Origin of the sequence: Pantoea conspicua (assembly GCF_002095315.1) — a bacterium.
In the GTDB taxonomy this organism is placed as follows: Bacteria; Pseudomonadota; Gammaproteobacteria; order Enterobacterales; family Enterobacteriaceae; genus Pantoea; species Pantoea conspicua.
In genome coordinates this window covers 26,528-46,044 of record NZ_MLFN01000031.1, presented here as the reverse complement: position 1 = coordinate 46,044, position 19,517 = coordinate 26,528, and the positions used below count along the sequence as shown (strand labels likewise).

The following is a 19,517-nucleotide window of genomic DNA, read 5'->3' as shown; positions in this document are numbered from 1 at the left end:
CGCTTCAGATAGCGCAAGTGCAAATTTCAACTTTTTTGCTGTTCGTCTGAAATTTGCACAAAAGCGCCGTTTTAACCCTGTTTGATGCGCGCTGGCAGCGCTGCGAGGCTATCAATCACCCAGTCTGCTGCAGCTTCGCCTTCCGCGGTGACCGGCTTACCGCTGCGCACCAGTACTTTCTTACCCACGCCTGCAGCCTGACCCGCCAGCATATCTTCCAGTTTATCGCCCACCATATAAGAAGCCGCCATATCAATATGCAGTTCCTGTTGAGCCGTTAACAACATCCCCGGCTGCGGTTTGCGGCAATCACACGTCTGGCGGAACTCTTCAACAGTGGCCTCAGGATGATGCGGACAAAAATAGATGCCATCGAGATCCACATCGCGGTCGGCTAATGACCAGTCCATCCATTCGGTCAGCCGCATAAAGGTATCTTCTGTAAACATACCGCGCGCAATACCCGACTGATTGGTCACCACGACCAACGCAAAACCCATCTGCTTCAGTTGTTGTAGCGCCTCAATTGTGCCGTCAATGAACTGGAAATTATCAATTTCATGGACATAGCCATGGTCGACGTTGAGGGTGCCATCGCGATCAAGAAAAATGGCTGGGACTTTATTCGCCACGTAGAAACTCCTGCTATAAAAATTGCCGATCAGTATCGCATGATTGCTATAAAAGGGAGAATGCCAGATTGAATCGCTTCCATTGATTTAGACGTCTGGATGCCTTACCATCCATCCAGCTTTGACAGCATATCGGGCTTAACCGCCTGCCACACCACGGACAACGCAACACGATAATAAATAACGTAATGATTAAATTAGAAAATATCACCAAGGTGTTCCAGCAAGGCAACCGCACCATTCAGGCGTTATCTGACGTCAGTCTGCACGTGCCTGCCGGACAAATTTATGGCGTCATCGGAGCTTCCGGTGCCGGCAAGAGTACATTGATCCGTTGCGTTAATTTACTTGAACGCCCTACTTCGGGTCGGGTACTGGTGGATGGCGCTGACCTGACCGCGCTTAACGAACGCCAGTTAACCCAGGCGCGTCGTCAGATCGGCATGATCTTTCAGCACTTTAATCTGATGAATTCCCGCACCGTCGCCGGAAACGTTTCACTGCCGCTGGAGCTGGGCAACCTGTCACGCGAGCAGATTAAGGCGCGGGTCGCTGAACTGCTGGCGCTGGTCGGCCTGTCCGATAAGCATGATGCCTGGCCCGCAAACCTGTCAGGTGGACAGAAGCAGCGCGTCGCTATTGCCCGCGCCCTGGCCAGTAACCCTAAAGTGCTGCTGTGCGACGAAGCCACCAGCGCACTCGATCCGGCCACGACCCGCTCGATTCTGGAACTGCTGAAAGATATTAACCGCCGTCTCGGCCTGACTATCCTGCTGATCACCCATGAAATGGATGTGGTGAAACGCATTTGTGACCAGGTCGCGGTTATCAGTCAGGGCGAATTGATTGAGAAAGACAGCGTCAGTGAAGTCTTCTCGCATCCGAAAACGCCGCTGGCGCAGCAGTTCATTCAGTCAACGCTGCATCTGGATATCCCGGATGACTATCAACAGCGTCTTTCAGCCGCCGCCAGCCACGACAGTGTGCCGCTGCTGCGTCTGGAGTTCACCGGCAAATCGGTCGATGCGCCGCTGCTGTCGGAAGCGGCCCGCCGTTACAACGTCAATAACAATATTATCAGTGCCCAGATGGATTATGCCGGTGGAGTGAAGTTCGGCATTATGCTGGCCGAAATGCACGGCACAGAAGGCGATACCCGTCAGGCCATCGCCTGGCTGCAGGAGAATCACGTGAAAGTAGAGGTATTAGGTTATGTCTGAGGCGATGATGTGGTTGCTGGGGCGCGGCGTATGGGAAACGCTGATGATGACCTTTGTCTCGGGTTTCTTTGGCTTTGTGCTGGGGCTGCCGGTCGGTGTACTGCTGTATGTCACCCGTCCAGGCCAGATTCTGCAGAATCAGGGACTCTACCGCGTGCTCTCGGCGCTGGTGAATATCTTCCGTTCGATTCCTTTTATCATTCTGCTGGTCTGGATGATCCCGTTCACCCGCGTCATCGTCGGCACCTCAATCGGCTTACAGGCCGCAATCGTGCCGCTAACCGTCGGCGCCGCACCTTTTATTGCGCGTATGGTGGAAAACGCCCTGCTGGAACTGCCAACCGGACTGATTGAAGCGTCACGCGCGATGGGTGCAACGCCAATGCAGATCGTCCGTAAGGTTCTGCTGCCTGAAGCGATGCCTGGCCTGGTCAACGCAGCGACGATTACCCTGATTACGCTGGTTGGTTACTCAGCGATGGGCGGTGCGGTCGGCGCTGGCGGCCTGGGTCAGATCGGTTATCAGTACGGTTATATCGGCTACAACGCCACCGTGATGAATACGGTATTGGTGTTGTTAGTGGTTTTGGTGTATCTCATTCAATTCTGTGGCGACCGCATCGTACGTGCGGTGTCCCATAAGTAAGCCAGCAATAACACTATTAAGGAAAGGATATGTCTTTCAGATTTAAAAAAATTGCCGCTGTGGGTGCACTGATTGGCGCGATTGCGCTGGCAGGATGCGATCAAAAAGAGAAAGATCCCAATCATATTAAAGTGGGCGTGATTGTCGGTGCTGAGCAGCAGGTGGCTGAAGCAGCACAGAAAGTCGCGAAAGAGAAGTATGGCCTCGACGTTGAGCTGGTGACGTTTAACGATTACGTGCTGCCTAACGAAGCGCTGAGCAAAGGCGACATCGACGCTAATGCCTTCCAGCATAAACCCTATCTGGATCAGCAGATTAAAGATCGTGGCTACAAGCTGGTTTCCGTCGGTAACTCTTTCGTCTACCCAATCGCGGGCTATTCGAAAAAGATTAAATCACTGGATGAGCTGCAGGACGGCGCTCAGGTCGCGATTCCTAACGATCCGACCAACCTGGGCCGTACCCTGCTGCTGCTGCAGAAAGTGGGTCTGATCAAACTGAAAGATGGCGTGGGCCTGCTGCCGACCTCGCTGGACATCACTGAGAACCCTAAGCATCTGAAAATTGTTGAGCTGGAAGCGCCACAACTGCCGCGCTCACTCGACGATCAACAGATTGCGCTGGCGGTCATCAACACTACTTACGCCAGCCAGATTGGTCTGACGCCAGCCAAAGACGGTATCTTTGTTGAAGATAAAGATTCCCCTTACGTGAACCTGATTGTGGCGCGTGAAGACAATAAGGATGCGGAAAACGTGAAGAAGTTCGTTCAGGCTTATCAGTCTGACGAAGTCAACGAAGCCGCAAACAAAGTCTTCAACGGCGGGGCCGTTAAAGGCTGGTAATTCGGTTACTCATTTCTTCCAGGGCGGCGTGATGCCGCCCTTTCTGTTATTGGGTGCCCTGCCCGACTTGTTATTTATTCTGGTCCTTGTTTCAATAACGCCACTTTTTGAAACCTGAGGATGTTGCCATGCGTTTTTTACCGCTCTGCTTGTTAGCATTGATGCTGACCGGGTGTGTCCATGAATATCACCCGATAAGCAGCGCACCTTCTCGTCCGCAGCAATCCAGCGAACCGACCCGCAAACCTGCGCCGCGTCCTGCGCCGGTTAAGCTCTACACCGATGCGACTGACCTGGTCAGTAAACCGTTCCGCGATTTGGGTGAAGTCTCGGCTGAAGATTGCCAGATCAGTAACCAGAACTCTCCGGCTAACATCGCCACCGCGCGTAAACGCCTGCAGATCCGCGCCTCGCAGATGAAAGCCAACGCGGTGCTGCTGCATAAATGTGAAATTGTGACCGGAACGCCAGGTTGCTACCGCCAGGCGGTATGCCAGGGCTCGGCGCTGAAAGTCAGTAATCAATGAGTGAATTCGCCTTTGCGCAAATTGGGGTAATCCGCTCACCGTGGAAAGAGAAGTTTGCCGTACCGCGCCAGCCCGGTCTGGTGCAGGACGGCGGCGGTGAGCTGCACCTGCTGGCACCCTATAACCAGCCGGAAGCAGTACGCGGGCTGGAAGCCTTCAGTCATCTCTGGCTGCTGTTCGTGTTTCATCAGACCATGGCCGGTGGCTGGCGACCGACAGTCCGTCCGCCCCGGCTCGGCGGTAATGCGCGCATCGGGGTATTCGCGACCCGCTCAACCTTCCGCCCTAATCCGATTGGCATGTCACTGGTTGAGCTCAAGGGCATTCATGTCGACAAACAGCAGGTGATCCTGCAGCTCGGCAGCCTGGATCTGGTCGACGGAACGCCAGTGGTCGATATCAAGCCCTATCTGCCGTTTGCGGAAGCGTTACCGCATGCCCAGGCCGGTTTTGCCCAGGCCGCACCGGCGGCTGATATGCCGGTCCGCTTCTCGACTCAGGCACAACAGCAACTGCAGCAGCAGCAGGCGCACTACCCGCACCTGGCGCGCTTTATTAGCGAGGTGCTGGCGCAGGATCCCCGTCCCGCTTACCGTAAAGGCGAAGCAGAACAGCGTGAATATGCCGCCTGGCTGATCGATTTTAATGTGCGCTGGCGCATCGACGAGGCCGGAACGGAAGTGATCGCCATCGACCCGCGTTAAAACCCGCTTTTGAGCCGGTGATCTCACTGGTACACTAGCCGCCAGCAAAATTCTGTCTGTGACTTTCCGATCAACTGGAATCGTAATCAATGCGTACTACTCAATATCTGCTCTCTACTCAGAAAGAGACGCCTTCCGACGCTGAAGTGATCAGCCATCAGCTGATGCTGCGCGCCGGTATGATCCGCAAACTGGCTTCTGGCTTGTACACCTGGTTGCCGACCGGGGTGCGCGTGCTGAAAAAAGTCGAAAATATCGTGCGTGAAGAGATGAACAACGCTGGCGCGATTGAGATTTCAATGCCGGTGGTGCAGCCTGCCGACCTGTGGCAAGAGAGCGGTCGCTGGGAAGAGTATGGCCCGGAACTGTTACGTATTGCCGATCGCCACGATCGCCCGTTCGTGCTGGGTCCGACGCATGAAGAGGTGGTCACTGACCTGATCCGCAATGAGCTCAGCTCTTACAAACAGTTGCCACTCAACCTGTATCAGATTCAGACCAAATTCCGTGATGAAGTGCGCCCGCGCTTTGGCGTGATGCGTTCACGTGAATTCATCATGAAAGATGCTTACTCGTTCCACGTTTCGCAGGAATCACTGCAGGAGACGTACGAAGCGATGTATCGCGCTTACAGCCAGAGCTTCACCCGTATGGGACTCGATTTCCGTGCAGTGCAGGCGGATACCGGCTCAATCGGTGGCAGCGCGTCACATGAGTTTCAGGTGCTGGCGCAGAGCGGTGAAGATGATGTGATCTTCTCTACTGACTCTGACTATGCGGCTAACATTGAGCTGGCCGAAGCGGTTGCCCCGGCTGGGGAACGCGCCGCGCCGACCCAGGAAATGCGCATCGTTGATACGCCAGATGCTAAAACCATCGCCGAACTGGTAGAGCAGTTCCAGCTGCCGATTGAGCAGACGGTGAAGACGCTGATCGTGAAAGGTGCCGAAGAGAGCGGCCATGCGCTGGTTGCCCTGCTGGTGCGCGGTGACCATCAGTTGAATGAGATCAAAGCGGAAAAAGCGGAGATCGTCGCTGCACCTCTGGTATTCGCCACCGAAGAAGAGATCCGGGCTGCCGTCGGTGCGGGTCCGGGTTCTATCGGTCCGGTCGGGCTGAAGATGCCAATCATCGCCGACCGTACCGTGGCGAAGATGAGTGATTTCAGCGCTGGCGCAAACGTCGACGGTAAACACTATTTTGGCATCAACTGGGAGCGCGATCTGCCGCTGGCCAGCGTGGCGGATATCCGCAACGTGGTCGAAGGCGATCTCAGCCCGGATGGCAAAGGCACGCTGCAGATTAAACGCGGCATCGAAGTAGGTCACATCTTCCAGCTCGGCACCAAATATTCTGACGCGATGAAAGCCTCGGTTCAGGGTGAAGATGGCCGCAATCAGGTGATGAGCATGGGCTGCTACGGCATCGGCATCACCCGTGTCGTCGCGGCGGCGATTGAACAGAACCATGATGAACGCGGCATTATCTGGCCTGCGGCGCTGGCACCGTTCGAAGTGGCGATTCTGCCAATGAATATGCAGAAATCGTTCCGGGTGAAAGAGCTGGCGGAAGAGCTCTACGCGACGCTGCGCGCTAAAGGTGTAGATGTCATTCTGGATGACCGTAAAGAGCGTCCGGGCGTGATGTTTGCCGACATGGAGCTGATTGGTGTGCCGCACACCATCGTGATTGGCGATCGCAATCTCGACAATCAGGAGATTGAATATAAAGCGCGCCGTGCCGGTGAGAAGCAGATGATCAAGCAGGATGAGATCGTCGACTTCCTGCTGAAAGCACTGAATAAGTAAGTTAGCCAGACGCCCCGCTCGCGGGGCGTTTTTTATTGTACTTTGCCGCGCATCGACTTAGTGGTACTGCGCCGTGCTTTCCCCTCCAGCCGTCGCTCTTTAGAAGCGCGGGTTGGCCGCGTCGCGCGCCGGGCCTTTTCCACCGTACTCAGTTCCCGAATCAGATTCACCAGACGCTGAAGCGCGGCTTCACGGTTCATCTCCTGACTGCGATGCTCCTGCGACTTAATCACCACGATCCCTTCGCGGGTAATCAAATGATGACTGGCGCTCAGCAATCGCTGTTTATAAAAGTCCGGCAACGAGGACGCGGCGATATCGAACCGCAAATGTATTGCCGTGCTGGCTTTATTGACATGTTGTCCCCCGTTGCCCTGCGCCCGAATCGCGGTCAGCTCAATTTCACTTTCAGGGATTTCAACACTGCGTGACAGCATAATCATCTGCCACCTTCCCCTGCGCTTATGGCGCTTACTGTCGATAACCTGTTCATCAACTTAACCTTTTGTGCTTTGACTCTCTCCGCGTCAGACAGCGGAATCTGTCACTTTAGCAGTGATTTGCGCGCTGTTCCTGCTTTAAGCGGGCTGATTTCCTGTAAATGGCTGTGATATAGTCGCCAGTTAACCAGAGTATTGACGCTCTGCTGAGGAGGGCCACGTGCAAAATTATTGTGAGTTAGTTCGCCGAAAATATGCCGAAATCGGCAGCGGGGATTTAGGTTACATACCCGATGCGATTGGCTGCGCATTAAAGGCGCTTAATGATATTGCCGCAAATACTGCGCTAAACTCTTCTGTCAGGGAACAGGCGGCCTACGCCGCTGCTAACTTATTGGTGAGCGACTATGTTGATAAATGAAGCGTACCAACCCATCAATTGCGATGATTACGACAATCTGGAACTCGCCTGCCAAAATAACTGGATGCTGTCGCTGGAGATGAAAAATGGCGAGCAGCTCAAGGCGAAGGCCAGCGAGATATTTTCACGCAAGAATGTGGAATACCTGGCTATTGATCTTGCCGGTGAAACCCGCGAGTTACGCCTCGACCATATCGCCAGCTTCAGTCACCCTGAACTGGGAACGGTGGTTGTCAGCGCAGAATAATCCACGTTTTCCGGGCGGGACTTTCCCGCCCTCTTCCGTTCAGGGCTGTAACGATCCGTAGTACGCCGCCAAATCTGCCATATCTGCATCACTTAATCCCGCGACGAACGCTTTCATCACCTCAGCCTGCCCCCCGTTGCGCTCACCTTTTTTATAAGCCTGTAAGGCATGTTCAAGATACTCAGCGTGTTGCCCGGCCAGACTGGGATAGAGCGGCACGGTAGCTTTTCCTGCTGCACCGTGACAGGCCATACAACTGGCTGCCTTTTGCGCCCCGCTCTGCGCATCACCCGCCGCCCAGGCCGGTAGCGCGGCGACCACTAAACACGCCGCGATCCACGTTTTCATCATTACTCTCCTGCGTTTTGTTTCGAATGCCAGACAACCTGCCAGCCATCAGAATCGATGGCTGCGCCTCACGGGTAATGAAAAGATCCGGCGCGCAGATCAGCGTCTGGTTGTAAAAAATTAACGGCGTCCGTTCGCGTTGCCACGGCGGAATGTGCAACGCCTGCCACAGCTTCTTCATTTCCCGTCCGCCGCTGCGCCCCGCCAGATGAACCTGACCCTGCGCATGAAACCGCACGCTGACCCGTTCATCCGGTTGGGGAAGGCGTAACGGACGCTGGGCCTGACTAGCCTGCAGCACGCCCAGGTTGTCTGGCAACGCCAGCGGCTGGTTAATATCGGGCCACGCCAGCTGGATGTCGCGTAGCGAACTGAGCCGCGGCAGCCAGTAAAGCTGCTGGCGATAGCGTCGCAGTTCAGCCTGACCTGACTGCAGCCGCGGCTGGGCATCTTCGCGACTCGCCATCACTTCATGGCGGATGCGGTTCAGTGCATCACGTGACGGCATCGATCCGCCCTGCCCGGCGATCCAGCGACGCAGCAACGCATTGGCGCGCGCCTCACTCATCGTCAGTAAAGGGAGAAAGTGTAAACTGCCGTCGGGCTGAGTCAGCACGGCGAGCTGCTCGGCCAGCAGCTCATCCAGCAACTGCTCCTGCTCACTACAGAGTGCCGCGCTGCGCGCCGTCGCCTCGGCAAAATGGGGCCAGCGCTGACTCAGTTCAGGCAGCAGACGCTGGCGCAGAAAGTTACGGTCGTAGCGTAAATCCTGATTGCTCTCATCCTCAACCCACACCAGTTGATGCGTCCGGGCATAGTGCTCCAGTGACTGGCGAGAATGATCAAGCAGCGGACGTAACAGGCGATGCGCACCCAGCATGCGGGATACCGGCATGGCGGCTAACCCCGCCGGACCACTGCCGCGCTTCAGCGCCAGCAAAAAGGTTTCACACTGATCGTCGAGATGCTGGGCAGTCAGTAACGTTTCGCCAGGCTTCAGCGCTGCGCTCAGCGCCTGATAGCGTGCAGTGCGCGCGGCCGCTTCAATGCCGCTATCGCGACCATCGACCCTGACCCGCAGTACCTCGCACGGTAGCTGCCATTGCTGGCAGAGCGCCAGACAGTGCGCCGCCCAGCGATCGGCATTGGGACTCAGTCCGTGATGAACGTGCAGCGCCCGCAGGCGGGATTGAGGAGAGTGCTGCTGCCAGCGCCATGCCTGATGCAGCAGGACGGTGGAATCGAGTCCGCCACTGAACGCCACCACCAGCGCGGCATCCGGTTGCAGCAGAGAATCAAGAGCGGGCAAAGACATGGTGCAATCCAGACAATCGGGCCACCGGATGTGGCCCACTGAGCGCGCTATTTTACGCCTGATAAAGCTCCAGCGGCAAACCATCTGGATCGGCAAAAAAGGTGCACTGTTTACCGGTCAGCTCATCAATCCGGATCGGTTCGCACACCACGCCTTTCTCCGCCAGGGTGGCGACCGCTGCGGCGACATCTGGCACAGTAAACGCCAGATGACGCAACCCGCAGGCTTCAGGATGACTGACCCGCGCCGGCGGCTCAGGGAAAGAGAAGAGTTCGATGGTGTACTGGCCCTGTAACGCCAGGTCCCCTTTCCATGAGTCGCGTGCTTCGCGGTAATATTCGCCCATCAGGCTGAAGCCGAGCACGTCACAATAGAACGCTTTGCTGCGCTGATAATCTGACGCGATGATCGCAATGTGATGGATAGCCGTTAACTGCAGCATTTCAATTCCTTAAGTTCAGACGAGTGCCTACCTTACGCAGGCACCCGCAGGCTGACAATCTACAAAGTTCTTAACCCGCGTCGTTTTTCAGCACCCGAACGCGATATTCCCCTTCGTCGGTCAGCGTGGCGCCATGAATATCGGTTTCAAAGCCCGGATAGTGGCGGCCAATGCTGCACAGCATCAACAGGAAGTCGAGTACCGCGCGGCTCTGCTCCGTGATCATCTCACCCGGCATCACCAGCGGCACGCCCGGCGGATAGGGCAAAATCATGTTGGCTGACACCCGCCCGACCAGCTCGCTGATATCGACGGTTTCAATATTGCCTTTCACCTGCTGCTGGAAAGCCTGATGCGGCGTCATTTTCATCTCCGGCAACACATCAAACGCCTGCAGCATCAGACGCGGCAGATCGTGATGACGGATCAACTGATGGATGCCCTGAGCCAGCGTCTGGATCCGCATATTGCGGTAGAAGTCGGGATCTTCAGCGTAGAGATCTGGCAGCATATTTTTCACCCGCAAATTGAGATCGTAAGCGCGTTTGAACTCGGTCAGTCCGCGCAGCACGCTCATCGCTTTGGTTTTGTCGATGCCAATGCTGAACAGGAACAGCAGGTTGTAAGGGCCGGTTTTCTCTACCACGATGCCGCGTTCATCCAGAAACTTCGCCACCAGCGCGGCCGGGATCCCCTCTTCGGCCATTTCACCCAGTTCACTCATGCCCGGCGTCAGGATGGTGACCTTGATCGGATCGAGATACATGTGATCGCGATCGGCCTGGGTAAAGCCGTGCCACGCCTCGTCTCCTGGCTGGATCGGCCAGCATTGCGCCTCATCGATCTGTTCCGGCTGCCAGATGTCAAAAAACCAGCTGTCAGATTCTTCGCGCAGACGCTGGATCTCGCGGCGGAAATGCAGCGCCCGCTCCACCGAACGGTTGATCAGCCGCTTGCCCGGATTACCGCGCAGCATCGCCGCCGCGGTTTCAATCGACGAGACAATGGCGTAGTTCGGCGAGGTGGTGGTATGCATCATATAGGCTTCGTTAAAGGTCTGTTCGTCGTAGTCGCCTTTAATATGAATCATCGATGCCTGTGAGAAGGCCGCCAGCAGCTTGTGAGTCGACTGGGTTTCATACACTACTTTGCCCGGAATACGTTCACCGCTCATGCCGCTTTTGCCGGCATAAATCGGGTGAAAATTGGTATAGGGCACCCAGGCGGAATCAAAGTGTATCGACGGCACATCCAGCGTCTCTTTAATGTACTGGGTGTTATAGAGCAAGCCGTCGTAGGTCGAATTGGTGATTACTGCATGGACCGGCCAGCTGGCACGTTCCGTGGCCGCGACTTTCTGCGTGATGCTGGCACGGGTAAATTCCTGTTTTGGAATCCCGCCAAGGATGCCCAGCGCGTTGCGGGTCGGCTTCAGCCAGATCGGGATCAGATCGCTCATCATCAGCAGATGCGTCAGAGACTTGTGGCAGTTACGGTCAATAAGTACCGTACTACCGGCAGATGCCGCATACATCCCGACAATTTTATTTGAGGTCGAGGTGCCGTTGGTCACCATGTAGCTCTGCTCAGCACCAAAGGTGCGCGCCACATACTCTTCGGCCTCCAGATGCGGGCCGGTGTGATCGAGCAGTGAACCCAGTTCGGTGACTGAAATGGAGATATCGGACTTCAGGGTATTGGCACCGAAGAAATCATAGAACAGGCAGCCGACCGGACTTTTCTGGAAGGCAGTACCCGCCATGTGACCAGGCGTGCAGAAGGTGTATTTACCCTCTTTGACGTAGGTGAACAGCGCTTTGGTCAGCGGCGGTGTGATGTGGTCAATATAGTCATCGGTGTACTGGCGGATATGCAGCGCGATATCGTCGGCGGCATTGAGCGCGTATTCAAAGAAGTGCAGCGGCATCCGCATCTCATTGATGCTGATATCCATCTGCGAATGGGTGTTGATGAAGGCATAGAGCGGCAGGTATTCATTGAGCTGATTGATCTCGCCACAGAGTTCCGGGCTGTTATGCGCGTCCCAGTCGAAGATCACGCCGCTGATACGCGGATTGTGTTCAATCAGTTTCAGCAGATCGTCGCTGTTTTTTGGGTAAAGCAGCTGAAAGCCTTGCAGATTTAATGCCGCGTCGAGTTCACGCAACGGCTCATCTTTATAAAACACGCCGTGCGCGCCCATGATCGCCAGAATATTCAATGCTCACCTCCCTTTGTCGTGGCATCGGGTAAGCATATACGCTAACCGATTGAAGGTGTAGCCAGCCGGATTAACAGCATGAAGGCGCAACGGTGAACATTAAACAGACAGGACAGGCTTGCGGCATAAAAAAAGCGGACCGGAGTCCGCTTTTTAAGCTATCTGCCTAATCAGGCGTAGCCGTAGCTCATCAGGCGCTGATAACGACGATCCAGCAGCTCTTCCGTGCTCAGGCCGTCGAGATCGGCCAGGTCGGCCAGCAGCTGCTGTTTCAGCGACTGCGCCATATCAACCGGATGACGATGCGCCCCGCCCAACGGCTCAGGGATCACTGAGTCGATCAGCTTCAGTTCTTTCAGACGGTGAGCGGTAATGCCCATCGCTTCCGCAGCCAGAGGCGCTTTGTCGGCGCTCTTCCACAGAATAGAGGCACAGCCTTCCGGTGAAATTACTGAATAGGTGCTGTACTGCAGCATGTTAACTTTATCGCCCACGCCAATCGCCAGCGCACCGCCGGAACCGCCTTCACCAATTACGGTACAGATGACCGGCACTTTCAGGCCCGACATCTCACGCAGGTTGCGCGCAATGGCTTCTGACTGACCACGCTCTTCGGCACCCACGCCCGGATAGGCGCCTGGGGTATCGATGAAAGTGATGATTGGCATCTTAAACCGTTCAGCCATCTCCATCAGGCGCAGCGCTTTGCGGTAGCCTTCCGGTGCTGGCATGCCGAAGTTACGGCGAATTTTCTCTTTGGTTTCACGCCCTTTCTGGTGACCAATGATCATCACCGGACGGCCATCGAGACGCGCAATACCGCCGACAATCGCTTTGTCATCCGCATAAGCACGGTCGCCCGCCAGCTCATCGAAATCGTCGAATGCGTTACGCACATAGTCAAAGGTATAAGGACGCAAAGGATGGCGCGCCAGTTGAGCGATTTGCCATGCGCCTAAGTCGGCGAAGATTTTACGGGTCAGCTCAACGCTTTTTTCGCGCAGGCGCTGAACTTCTTCGTCCAGATTAACGTGTTTATCATCCTGACGGCCAATCGAGGTCAGCGAATCAATCTTCGCTTCCAGTTCTGCGATCGGCTGTTCAAAATCCAGGTAATTAAGACTCATAATGTTCCTGTTTTAGTCAAACTCCAGTTCCACCTGCTCCGATCCAATTAACGAGCGCAGATCGTTAAGTAAACGATCGCTGGGCGAAATTCGCCACGCTGCACCAAAGCGCAGCTTCGCTCGCGCGTCGGCTCTCTGATAGTAGAGATGCACCGGAATGGTCCCTGAGCGATGAGGTTCCAGGGACTGACGGAGTCGGTTTAATAGCTGGTCATCAATTTGCCTGTCCGTCAGCGAGATAGCAAGTCCGCGCGCGTATTTTTCGCGCGCTTCGTCGATGTCCATGACTTCACGGGCGGTCATTTTAAGGCCGCCGCTGAAGTCATCAAAGCTGACCTGTCCGCTGACGATCAGGATACGGTCTTTCTCCAGCAACTGCTGGTATTTGTCTAACGCATCGGTAAATAACATCACTTCAAGACGGCCGGAACGGTCGTCCAGAGTACAGATACCAATTCGGTTGCCGCGTTTGGTCACCATTACGCGCGCAGCGATCACCAGACCGGCCGCGACGGTAATTTTACCGCGATCGGTAGGATGCATATCTTTCAGCCGCACCCCGCCGACATAACGCTCAATTTCTTTCAGATACTGATTAATCGGGTGGCCGGTCAGATATAACCCCAGCGTTTCCCGTTCACCATCGAGCTGAACCTGTTCTGGCCACGGCGTGACGCTGGCGTAGGATTTCTCTACCTGCTCCGGTTCCTCAGCCAGCACGCCGAACATGTCAGCCTGACCAATCGCTTCCGCTTTGGCGTGCTGATCGGCGGCTTTCAGCGCGTCGCTGAGTGAACTCATCAGCGCGGCGCGGTGCGGTCCGAGGCGATCGAAGGCGCCAGACATGATCAATTTTTCCATCACCCGTCGGTTGATCTTTTTGGTGTCGGTACGGGCGCAGAGATCAAACAGTTCGCGGAAGTAACCGCCTTCGTTACGGGCATCAATGATCGCTTCGATCGGGCCTTCGCCGACGCCTTTGATCGCGCCGATACCGTAGACGATCTCGCCCGCTTCATTCACGTGGAACTGATAGAGACCGGAGTTGATGTCCGGCGGCAGCACTTTCAGCCCCATGCGCCAGCATTCATCCACCAGACCCACCACCTTCTCGGTGTTGTCCATATCAGCGGTCATTACTGCTGCCATAAACTCGGCCGGATAGTGTGCTTTCAGCCACAGCGTCTGATACGAGACCAGCGCATACGCGGCGGAGTGTGACTTGTTAAAGCCATAGCCTGCAAATTTTTCCACCAGATCGAAGATCTTCATCGACAGTTCGCCGTCGATGCCCATCTTCTCCGCACCGTCCTGGAATACTGAACGCTGCTTGGCCATCTCTTCCGGTTTCTTTTTACCCATCGCACGGCGCAGCATATCCGCGCCGCCAAGGGTATAACCCGAGAGCACCTGGGCGATCTGCATCACCTGTTCCTGATAGAGGATGATGCCGTAGGTTGGTTCCAGCACCGGCTTCAGGCTTTCGTGCTGCCACTGAATATCCGGATAAGAGATCGCTTCACGGCCATGTTTACGGTCGATGAAGTTATCCACCATGCCGGACTGCAGCGGACCAGGACGGAACAGCGCGACCAGTGCGATCATATCTTCGAAGCAGTCAGGCTTCAGACGCTTGATCAGATCCTTCATGCCGCGCGATTCCAGCTGGAACACCGCGGTGGTTTCCGAGCGCTGCAGCATGTCGAAGCTTTTTTTATCATCCAGCGGGATGGCGGCGATATCGATCGGCTCCAGTCCCTGCTTCTCCCGGCGCGGGTTAATCATCTTCAGCGCCCAGTCGATGATGGTCAGCGTACGCAGGCCGAGGAAGTCGAACTTCACCAGCCCGGCATATTCCACATCATTCTTATCAAACTGGGTGACCGGGAACTGCCCGTGCTCATCGCAATAGAGCGGCGCGAAATCGGTAATTTTGGTCGGCGCGATCACCACGCCACCGGCATGTTTACCGGCGTTACGCGTGACGCCTTCCAGCTTACGCGCCATATCGATCAGCGCCTTAACCTCTTCGTCCGCGTCATACATGGCCGGCAGCTGCGGCTCAGCGATAAAGGCTTTTTCCAGCGTCATGCCTGGATCGGGTGGGATCAGCTTTGAAATACGATCGACGAAACCGTAAGGATGCCCCAGCACGCGGCCAACATCGCGGATCACCGCTTTCGCCGCCATGGTACCAAAGGTGATGATCTGGGAAACCGCTTCGCGTCCGTACATGTCAGCAACATGCTCAATCACCTGATCGCGCTTTTCCATACAGAAATCGACGTCGAAATCGGGCATCGACACACGTTCCGGGTTAAGGAAACGTTCGAACAGCAGGTCAAATTCCAGCGGATCGATATCCGTAATCTTCAGGGCGTAAGCCACCAGCGAGCCGGCACCAGAGCCACGGCCCGGTCCGACCGGTACACCGTTATCCTTCGACCACTGGATAAACTCCATCACGATCAGGAAGTAGCCTGGGAACCCCATCTGGTTGATGACGTTGAGTTCAATCTCAAGGCGTTCATCATATTCCGGGCGTTTCTCTGCGCGTTCCGCCTCATCGGGGAACAGGAACGCCAGACGATCTTCCAGTCCTTCACGCGACTTCACCACCAGATAATCCTCGGTGGTCATGTCACCGGTCGGGAATTGTGGCAGGAAGTACTCACCCAGCCGGACCGTAACGTTACAACGCTTAGCAATCTCTACGCTGTTTTCCAGCGCTTCCGGGATGTCCGAAAACAGCTCACACATCTCCGCTTCGCTGCGCATATATTGCTGAGGACTGTAGTTGCGTGGACGTTTTGGATCGTCCAGCGTGTAGCCATCATGGATGGCAACGCGGATTTCATGAGCGTCGAAATCCTCTTCGTTGATGAAGCAGACTTCGTTGGTGGCGACCACCGGTATGCCTTCCGCGATTGCCAGTTCAACCGCCGCGTGCAGGTAGCTCTCTTCATCCTGGCGACCGGTGCGCACCAGTTCCAGATAGTAGCGATTGGCAAAATGCTGCTGATAAAACGCCAGACACTGCGAAACCAGTGCCGTATTGCCACGCAGCAGGCTGCGACCGACATCGCCGCGACGTCCGCCCGACAGCAGGATCAATCCCTCGTTTAACTCCACCAGCCAGTCACGATCGATGATCGGTCCGGCCACGCCGTAGCCTCGCTGATAGGCGCGTGAAATCAACAGCGTCAGGTTCTGATAACCGGTGTTGTTGGCGGCCAGCACCGTCAGCTGGGTTAACTCATCCCCCATCAGTTCGCTGGCGACGTTGAAGTCGGCACCAATGATTGGCTTGATCCCTGCGCCGTGCGCGCCACCGTAGAATTTCACTAATCCACACAGGTTAGTGAAATCGGTAATGGCCATCGCCGGCATACCCAGGGCAGCCGCCTTCTTGATCAGCGGCCCGGTTTTCGCCAGGCCATCAACCATGGAATAGTCGCTATGGACACGCAGATGTATAAAACGGGGTTCAGCCATATCAGTTTCCGGTTAAAACAGTGTCAGGCTATTAAAGCGTAAGGGGCTGGCGGGCTGCCAGTACGTCGGCATCGATCAACGCGTTGCGTACCGGAGCAAAACTGCGACGGTGGTGCGGCGTGGCGCCGTACTGCGTCAATTTTTCCATGTGCAGCGCCGTCGGATAACCTTTGTGCTGCGCAAAACCATACTGCGGGAACAGCAGATCGAGCTCCGCCATCTCACGGTCACGCGTCACTTTGCGATGATGGAGGCGGCGCTAATCTCCGCCACCAGGCTATCCCCTTTGACTACCGCCTGCGACGGCATCGGCAGCGACGGGCAGCGGTTACCGTCAATCAGCACGTAGTCAGGCAGAATGTGTAAACCGGCGACCGCACGCTGCATTGCCAGCATGGTGGCGTGCAAAATGTTCAGCTGATCAATTTCTTCCGGTTCCGCACGACCCAGACTCCAGGCTAGCGCTTTTTCTTTAATTTCGTCGTACAGCGCCAGTCGGCGTTTTTCTGACAATTTTTTCGAATCCGCCAGGCCAATAATCGGCTTCGCCGGATCGAGGATCACCGCGGCAGTGACGACCGCGCCCACCAGCGGCCCGCGCCCTACTTCGTCCACGCCGGCAATCAGCCCGGCAGCAGGATAGATAAAATCAGGCATTGGCCAGCTCCAGTACCGCATCCGCCGCTTGTTCATCGGCGTTCCAGCGGATCTGTTGATGTAATTCATGGAATGTCTGCAGCAGAGTGTCACGCTCAGGCCCGGCGTGCAGCAGCGGATCTAAGGCTGCCGCCAGCGCGTCCGGCTGACATTCATCCTGCAGTAACTCGGTCACCAGCTCGCGTCCGGCCAGCAGGTTCGGTAGCGAAACGTAGGGCGTTTTCACCAGTCGCTTCGCCAGCCAGAAAGTGGCAGGCTTCATCCGATAACCGACCACCATCGGGCATTTTGCCAGCATGCATTCAAGTGCGGCAGTGCCGGACGCCAGTAATGCGGCGTCGCTCGCAATCATCGCTTCTCGCCCGTGACCATCTAACAGATGCATCGGGAGTTCAGGTGCCACGTCGGCTTTGATTTTCTCAAACTGTTCGCGGCGTCGGGCGTTAACCAGCGGCACCACAATCTCCAGCGCCGGATAGTGCTGACGCAGCCGCTGGGCGGTTCTGAGAAAATCACCGCTGAGCATCTCCACTTCTGCACCGCGGCTGCCAGGCAGCAGCGCCAGACAGAGCGCATCATCGGCAATCGCCAGATCACGGCGCGCGGCCAGCTTATCGGGATGCAGTGGCATCGCATCGGCCATGGTATGGCCGATAAAGCGGCAGGGTACGTTATAACGATCGTAGAAGGCTTTTCAAACGGCAGAAACGCCAGCACCAGATCGGTGTTGCGACCTATCTTAAACACGCGCTTTTGCCGCCATGCCCAGACAGACGGACTAACGTAATGGATAGTGCGAATGCCCGCCCGTTTGAGGTTGCCTTCCAGCGTGATATTGAAATCGGGCGCATCGATACCGACGAACACATCCGGTCGCAGTTCGGTAAAGCGCTGAGTCAGATCGCGGCGGATGGTCAACAGGCGTCGCAGCCGGCCCAGCACTTCAACAATACCCATCACCGCCAGCTCTTCCATCTCGTACCAGGCTTCGCAGCCTTCCGCCTGCATCAGCGGACCGGCTACGCCGACAAAGCGAGCCTCAGGATGGCGTGCTTTTAACGCACGGATCAGACCGGCACCAAGAATATCGCCGGAGGTTTCTCCGGCGACCAGGGCAATCGTTAAGGGACGCGCTGACATGGATTAACGAATTAATCCACGGGTTGAGCGGGCAAAGAAATCGTAGAAAGGCTGCACTTCGCTGTGCTGCTTCGCGATCGCTTCAATTTCCGGCTTCACTTCATCCAGCGTTCTGCCGCTGCGATAAAGCAATTTGTAGGCGTTACGAATCGCGTGCAGTGACTCTTTGCTAAAGCCACGACGCTTCAGGCCTTCAATGTTGATCCCGAACGGCGTGGCGTGGTTGCCCTGGGCAATCACGTAAGGCGGGACATCCTGTGCTACGCCGGAACAGCCGCCAACCATCACATGCGCACCAATCGTGCACCACTGATGCACCGCCGTCATGCCGCCAATAATAGCGAAATCATCGACCGTGACGTGCCCCCCCAGGGTCGCGTTGTTGGCGAAGATGCAACGGTTACCGATCACGCAGTCATGCGCAATGTGCGCATTTACCATCAGCAGATTATCGCTGCCCACCTGGGTGACATGGCCGCCCTGGATAGTGCCACGATGAATCGTCACGCTCTCACGGATGCGGTTGCGATCGCCGATTTCAACCCGCGTCGGTTCACCGGCATATTTCAGATCCTGATTCACTTCACCAATTGAGGCGAACTGATAGATCTGGTTATCTTTGCCGATACGCGTATGGCCATTGATCACGACGTGTGATTTCAGGACCGTACCCTCACCGATTTCAACGTTGGCCCCAACAAAGCAAAACGGACCAATGTGGACGTTAGCGCCAATAATGGCGCCTTCTTCGATGACAGAACTGGCATGGATAGTGGCGGTTGGATCAATCACGAATTATGCCTCCCGGCTACGGGCACACATCATGGTCGCTTCACAAACGATTTTACCATCGACGGTCGCCACGCCTTTAAAGCGGGTCAGACCACGGCGGGTTTTCTCGAAAGTGACTTCCATGATCATTTGATCGCCCGGCACGACCGGACGCTTGAAGCGGGCATCGTCGATACCGGCAAAGTAATAGAGTTCACCCGGTTCCAGTTTACCCACGCTTTTAAACGCCAGAATACCGGTGGCCTGCGCCATCGCTTCCAGGATCAGAACGCCAGGAAAAATCGGTTTACCAGGGAAGTGCCCCTGGAAAAACGGTTCATTAACAGAAACGTTCTTAACTGCGCGCAGGTATTTGTGCTCTTCAAATTCCAGCACACGGTCTACCAGCAGAAACGGATAGCGGTGCGGCAGCAGCTCTAAAATCTCTTCAATTTTCAGAGTATGAGTTTCAGTAGTCAAAATACTCTTCCCGTCCTAAAAATCTGATGAC

The 19,517-nt window shown here is 55.7% G+C and carries 17 protein-coding genes and 3 pseudogenes; 8 read left to right on the top strand and 12 right to left on the bottom strand.

The window, feature by feature from the left end; genetic code table 11:
- Positions 1-71 precede the first annotated feature (71 nt).
- On the bottom strand, positions 72-632 hold the full coding sequence (gmhB, locus tag HA41_RS12100) for a D-glycero-beta-D-manno-heptose 1,7-bisphosphate 7-phosphatase (protein ID WP_094120997.1): 561 nt from the start codon (positions 630-632) through the stop codon (positions 72-74).
- Positions 633-820: 188 nt separating this feature from the next.
- Here gmhB and metN point away from each other — a divergent pair, with 188 nt between their 5' ends.
- The 6 genes from metN to proS all read left to right on the top strand — a co-directional run bounded on the left by metN (position 821) and on the right by proS (position 6,382).
- Positions 821-1,852: a methionine ABC transporter ATP-binding protein MetN gene (metN, locus tag HA41_RS12095; RefSeq protein WP_094120996.1), complete on the top strand. Its 1,032-nt coding sequence runs from the start codon at positions 821-823 to the stop codon at positions 1,850-1,852.
- A complete protein-coding gene (locus HA41_RS12090) occupies positions 1,845-2,498 on the top strand; it encodes a methionine ABC transporter permease MetI (RefSeq protein ID WP_009091958.1) in 654 nt (217 codons plus the stop codon). The genes metN and HA41_RS12090 overlap by 8 nt, the downstream gene beginning before the upstream one ends.
- A 29-nt stretch (positions 2,499-2,527) precedes the next feature.
- A complete protein-coding gene (locus HA41_RS12085; RefSeq protein WP_031375298.1) occupies positions 2,528-3,343 on the top strand; it encodes a MetQ/NlpA family lipoprotein in 816 nt (271 codons plus the stop codon).
- A gap of 128 nt (positions 3,344-3,471) precedes the next feature.
- Entirely contained in the window at positions 3,472-3,870 is a 399-nt protein-coding gene (gene rcsF, locus HA41_RS12080; protein ID WP_094120995.1) for an Rcs stress response system protein RcsF, read from the top strand.
- On the top strand, positions 3,867-4,574 hold the full coding sequence (gene tsaA, locus HA41_RS12075) for a tRNA (N6-threonylcarbamoyladenosine(37)-N6)-methyltransferase TrmO (protein ID WP_094120994.1): 708 nt from the start codon (positions 3,867-3,869) through the stop codon (positions 4,572-4,574). The genes rcsF and tsaA overlap by 4 nt, the downstream gene beginning before the upstream one ends.
- 89 nt (positions 4,575-4,663) lie before the next feature.
- On the top strand, positions 4,664-6,382 hold the full coding sequence (gene proS, locus HA41_RS12070; protein WP_094120993.1) for a proline--tRNA ligase: 1,719 nt from the start codon (positions 4,664-4,666) through the stop codon (positions 6,380-6,382).
- 32 nt (positions 6,383-6,414) lie between these two features.
- Here the strand turns inward: proS and arfB are convergent, their stop codons facing one another.
- Positions 6,415-6,825, bottom strand: a complete 411-nt coding sequence (gene arfB / locus HA41_RS12065; protein WP_094120992.1) for an alternative ribosome rescue aminoacyl-tRNA hydrolase ArfB — start codon at positions 6,823-6,825, stop codon at positions 6,415-6,417.
- Between the two features lie 217 nt (positions 6,826-7,042).
- Here arfB and HA41_RS12060 point away from each other — a divergent pair, with 217 nt between their 5' ends.
- Both HA41_RS12060 and rof read left to right on the top strand, forming a co-directional pair.
- Positions 7,043-7,243, top strand: a complete 201-nt coding sequence (locus HA41_RS12060) for a YaeP family protein (RefSeq protein WP_031375293.1) — start codon at positions 7,043-7,045, stop codon at positions 7,241-7,243.
- On the top strand, positions 7,230-7,490 hold the full coding sequence (gene rof, locus HA41_RS12055; protein WP_094120991.1) for a Rho-binding antiterminator: 261 nt from the start codon (positions 7,230-7,232) through the stop codon (positions 7,488-7,490). The genes HA41_RS12060 and rof overlap by 14 nt, the downstream gene beginning before the upstream one ends.
- A gap of 39 nt (positions 7,491-7,529) precedes the next feature.
- On the opposite strand, the gene HA41_RS12050 is transcribed toward rof, so the two are convergent.
- The 10 genes and pseudogenes from HA41_RS12050 to fabZ all read right to left on the bottom strand — a co-directional run bounded on the left by HA41_RS12050 (position 7,530) and on the right by fabZ (position 19,486).
- The gene (locus HA41_RS12050; protein WP_094120990.1) at positions 7,530-7,838 is read right to left on the bottom strand and encodes a c-type cytochrome; all 309 of its coding nucleotides are present in this window, start codon (positions 7,836-7,838) and stop codon (positions 7,530-7,532) included.
- Positions 7,839-7,840: 2 nt separating this feature from the next.
- A pseudogene (gene tilS / locus HA41_RS12045) lies at positions 7,841-9,153 on the bottom strand (tRNA lysidine(34) synthetase TilS).
- A gap of 52 nt (positions 9,154-9,205) precedes the next feature.
- Positions 9,206-9,595, bottom strand: coding sequence for a VOC family protein (locus tag HA41_RS12040; RefSeq protein ID WP_094120989.1), 390 nt, complete (start codon positions 9,593-9,595; stop codon positions 9,206-9,208).
- A gap of 70 nt (positions 9,596-9,665) precedes the next feature.
- The gene (locus HA41_RS12035; RefSeq protein ID WP_094120988.1) at positions 9,666-11,816 is read right to left on the bottom strand and encodes a lysine decarboxylase LdcC; all 2,151 of its coding nucleotides are present in this window, start codon (positions 11,814-11,816) and stop codon (positions 9,666-9,668) included.
- A 170-nt stretch (positions 11,817-11,986) separates the two neighbouring features.
- Positions 11,987-12,943, bottom strand: a complete 957-nt coding sequence (gene accA, locus HA41_RS12030) for an acetyl-CoA carboxylase carboxyl transferase subunit alpha (RefSeq protein WP_031375289.1) — start codon at positions 12,941-12,943, stop codon at positions 11,987-11,989.
- Between the two features lie 12 nt (positions 12,944-12,955).
- Positions 12,956-16,438 (bottom strand): DNA polymerase III subunit alpha, encoded by a 3,483-nt coding sequence (gene dnaE / locus HA41_RS12025; RefSeq protein ID WP_094120987.1) that lies wholly within the window; start codon positions 16,436-16,438, stop codon positions 12,956-12,958.
- Between the two features lie 31 nt (positions 16,439-16,469).
- Positions 16,470-17,095 (bottom strand): annotated as a pseudogene (rnhB, locus tag HA41_RS12020) (ribonuclease HII).
- A pseudogene (lpxB, locus tag HA41_RS12015) lies at positions 17,088-18,235 on the bottom strand (lipid-A-disaccharide synthase). The pseudogenes rnhB and lpxB overlap by 8 nt, the downstream one beginning before the upstream one ends.
- 3 nt (positions 18,236-18,238) lie before the next feature.
- Positions 18,239-19,027 carry an acyl-ACP--UDP-N-acetylglucosamine O-acyltransferase gene (gene lpxA / locus HA41_RS12010; RefSeq protein ID WP_031375287.1) on the bottom strand — a complete coding sequence of 263 codons (789 nt, stop codon included), beginning with the start codon at positions 19,025-19,027 and terminating at the stop codon, positions 18,239-18,241.
- Between the two features lie 3 nt (positions 19,028-19,030).
- Positions 19,031-19,486 carry a 3-hydroxyacyl-ACP dehydratase FabZ gene (fabZ, locus tag HA41_RS12005; protein ID WP_031375286.1) on the bottom strand — a complete coding sequence of 152 codons (456 nt, stop codon included), beginning with the start codon at positions 19,484-19,486 and terminating at the stop codon, positions 19,031-19,033.
- Between the last annotated feature and the right edge of the window lie 31 nt (positions 19,487-19,517).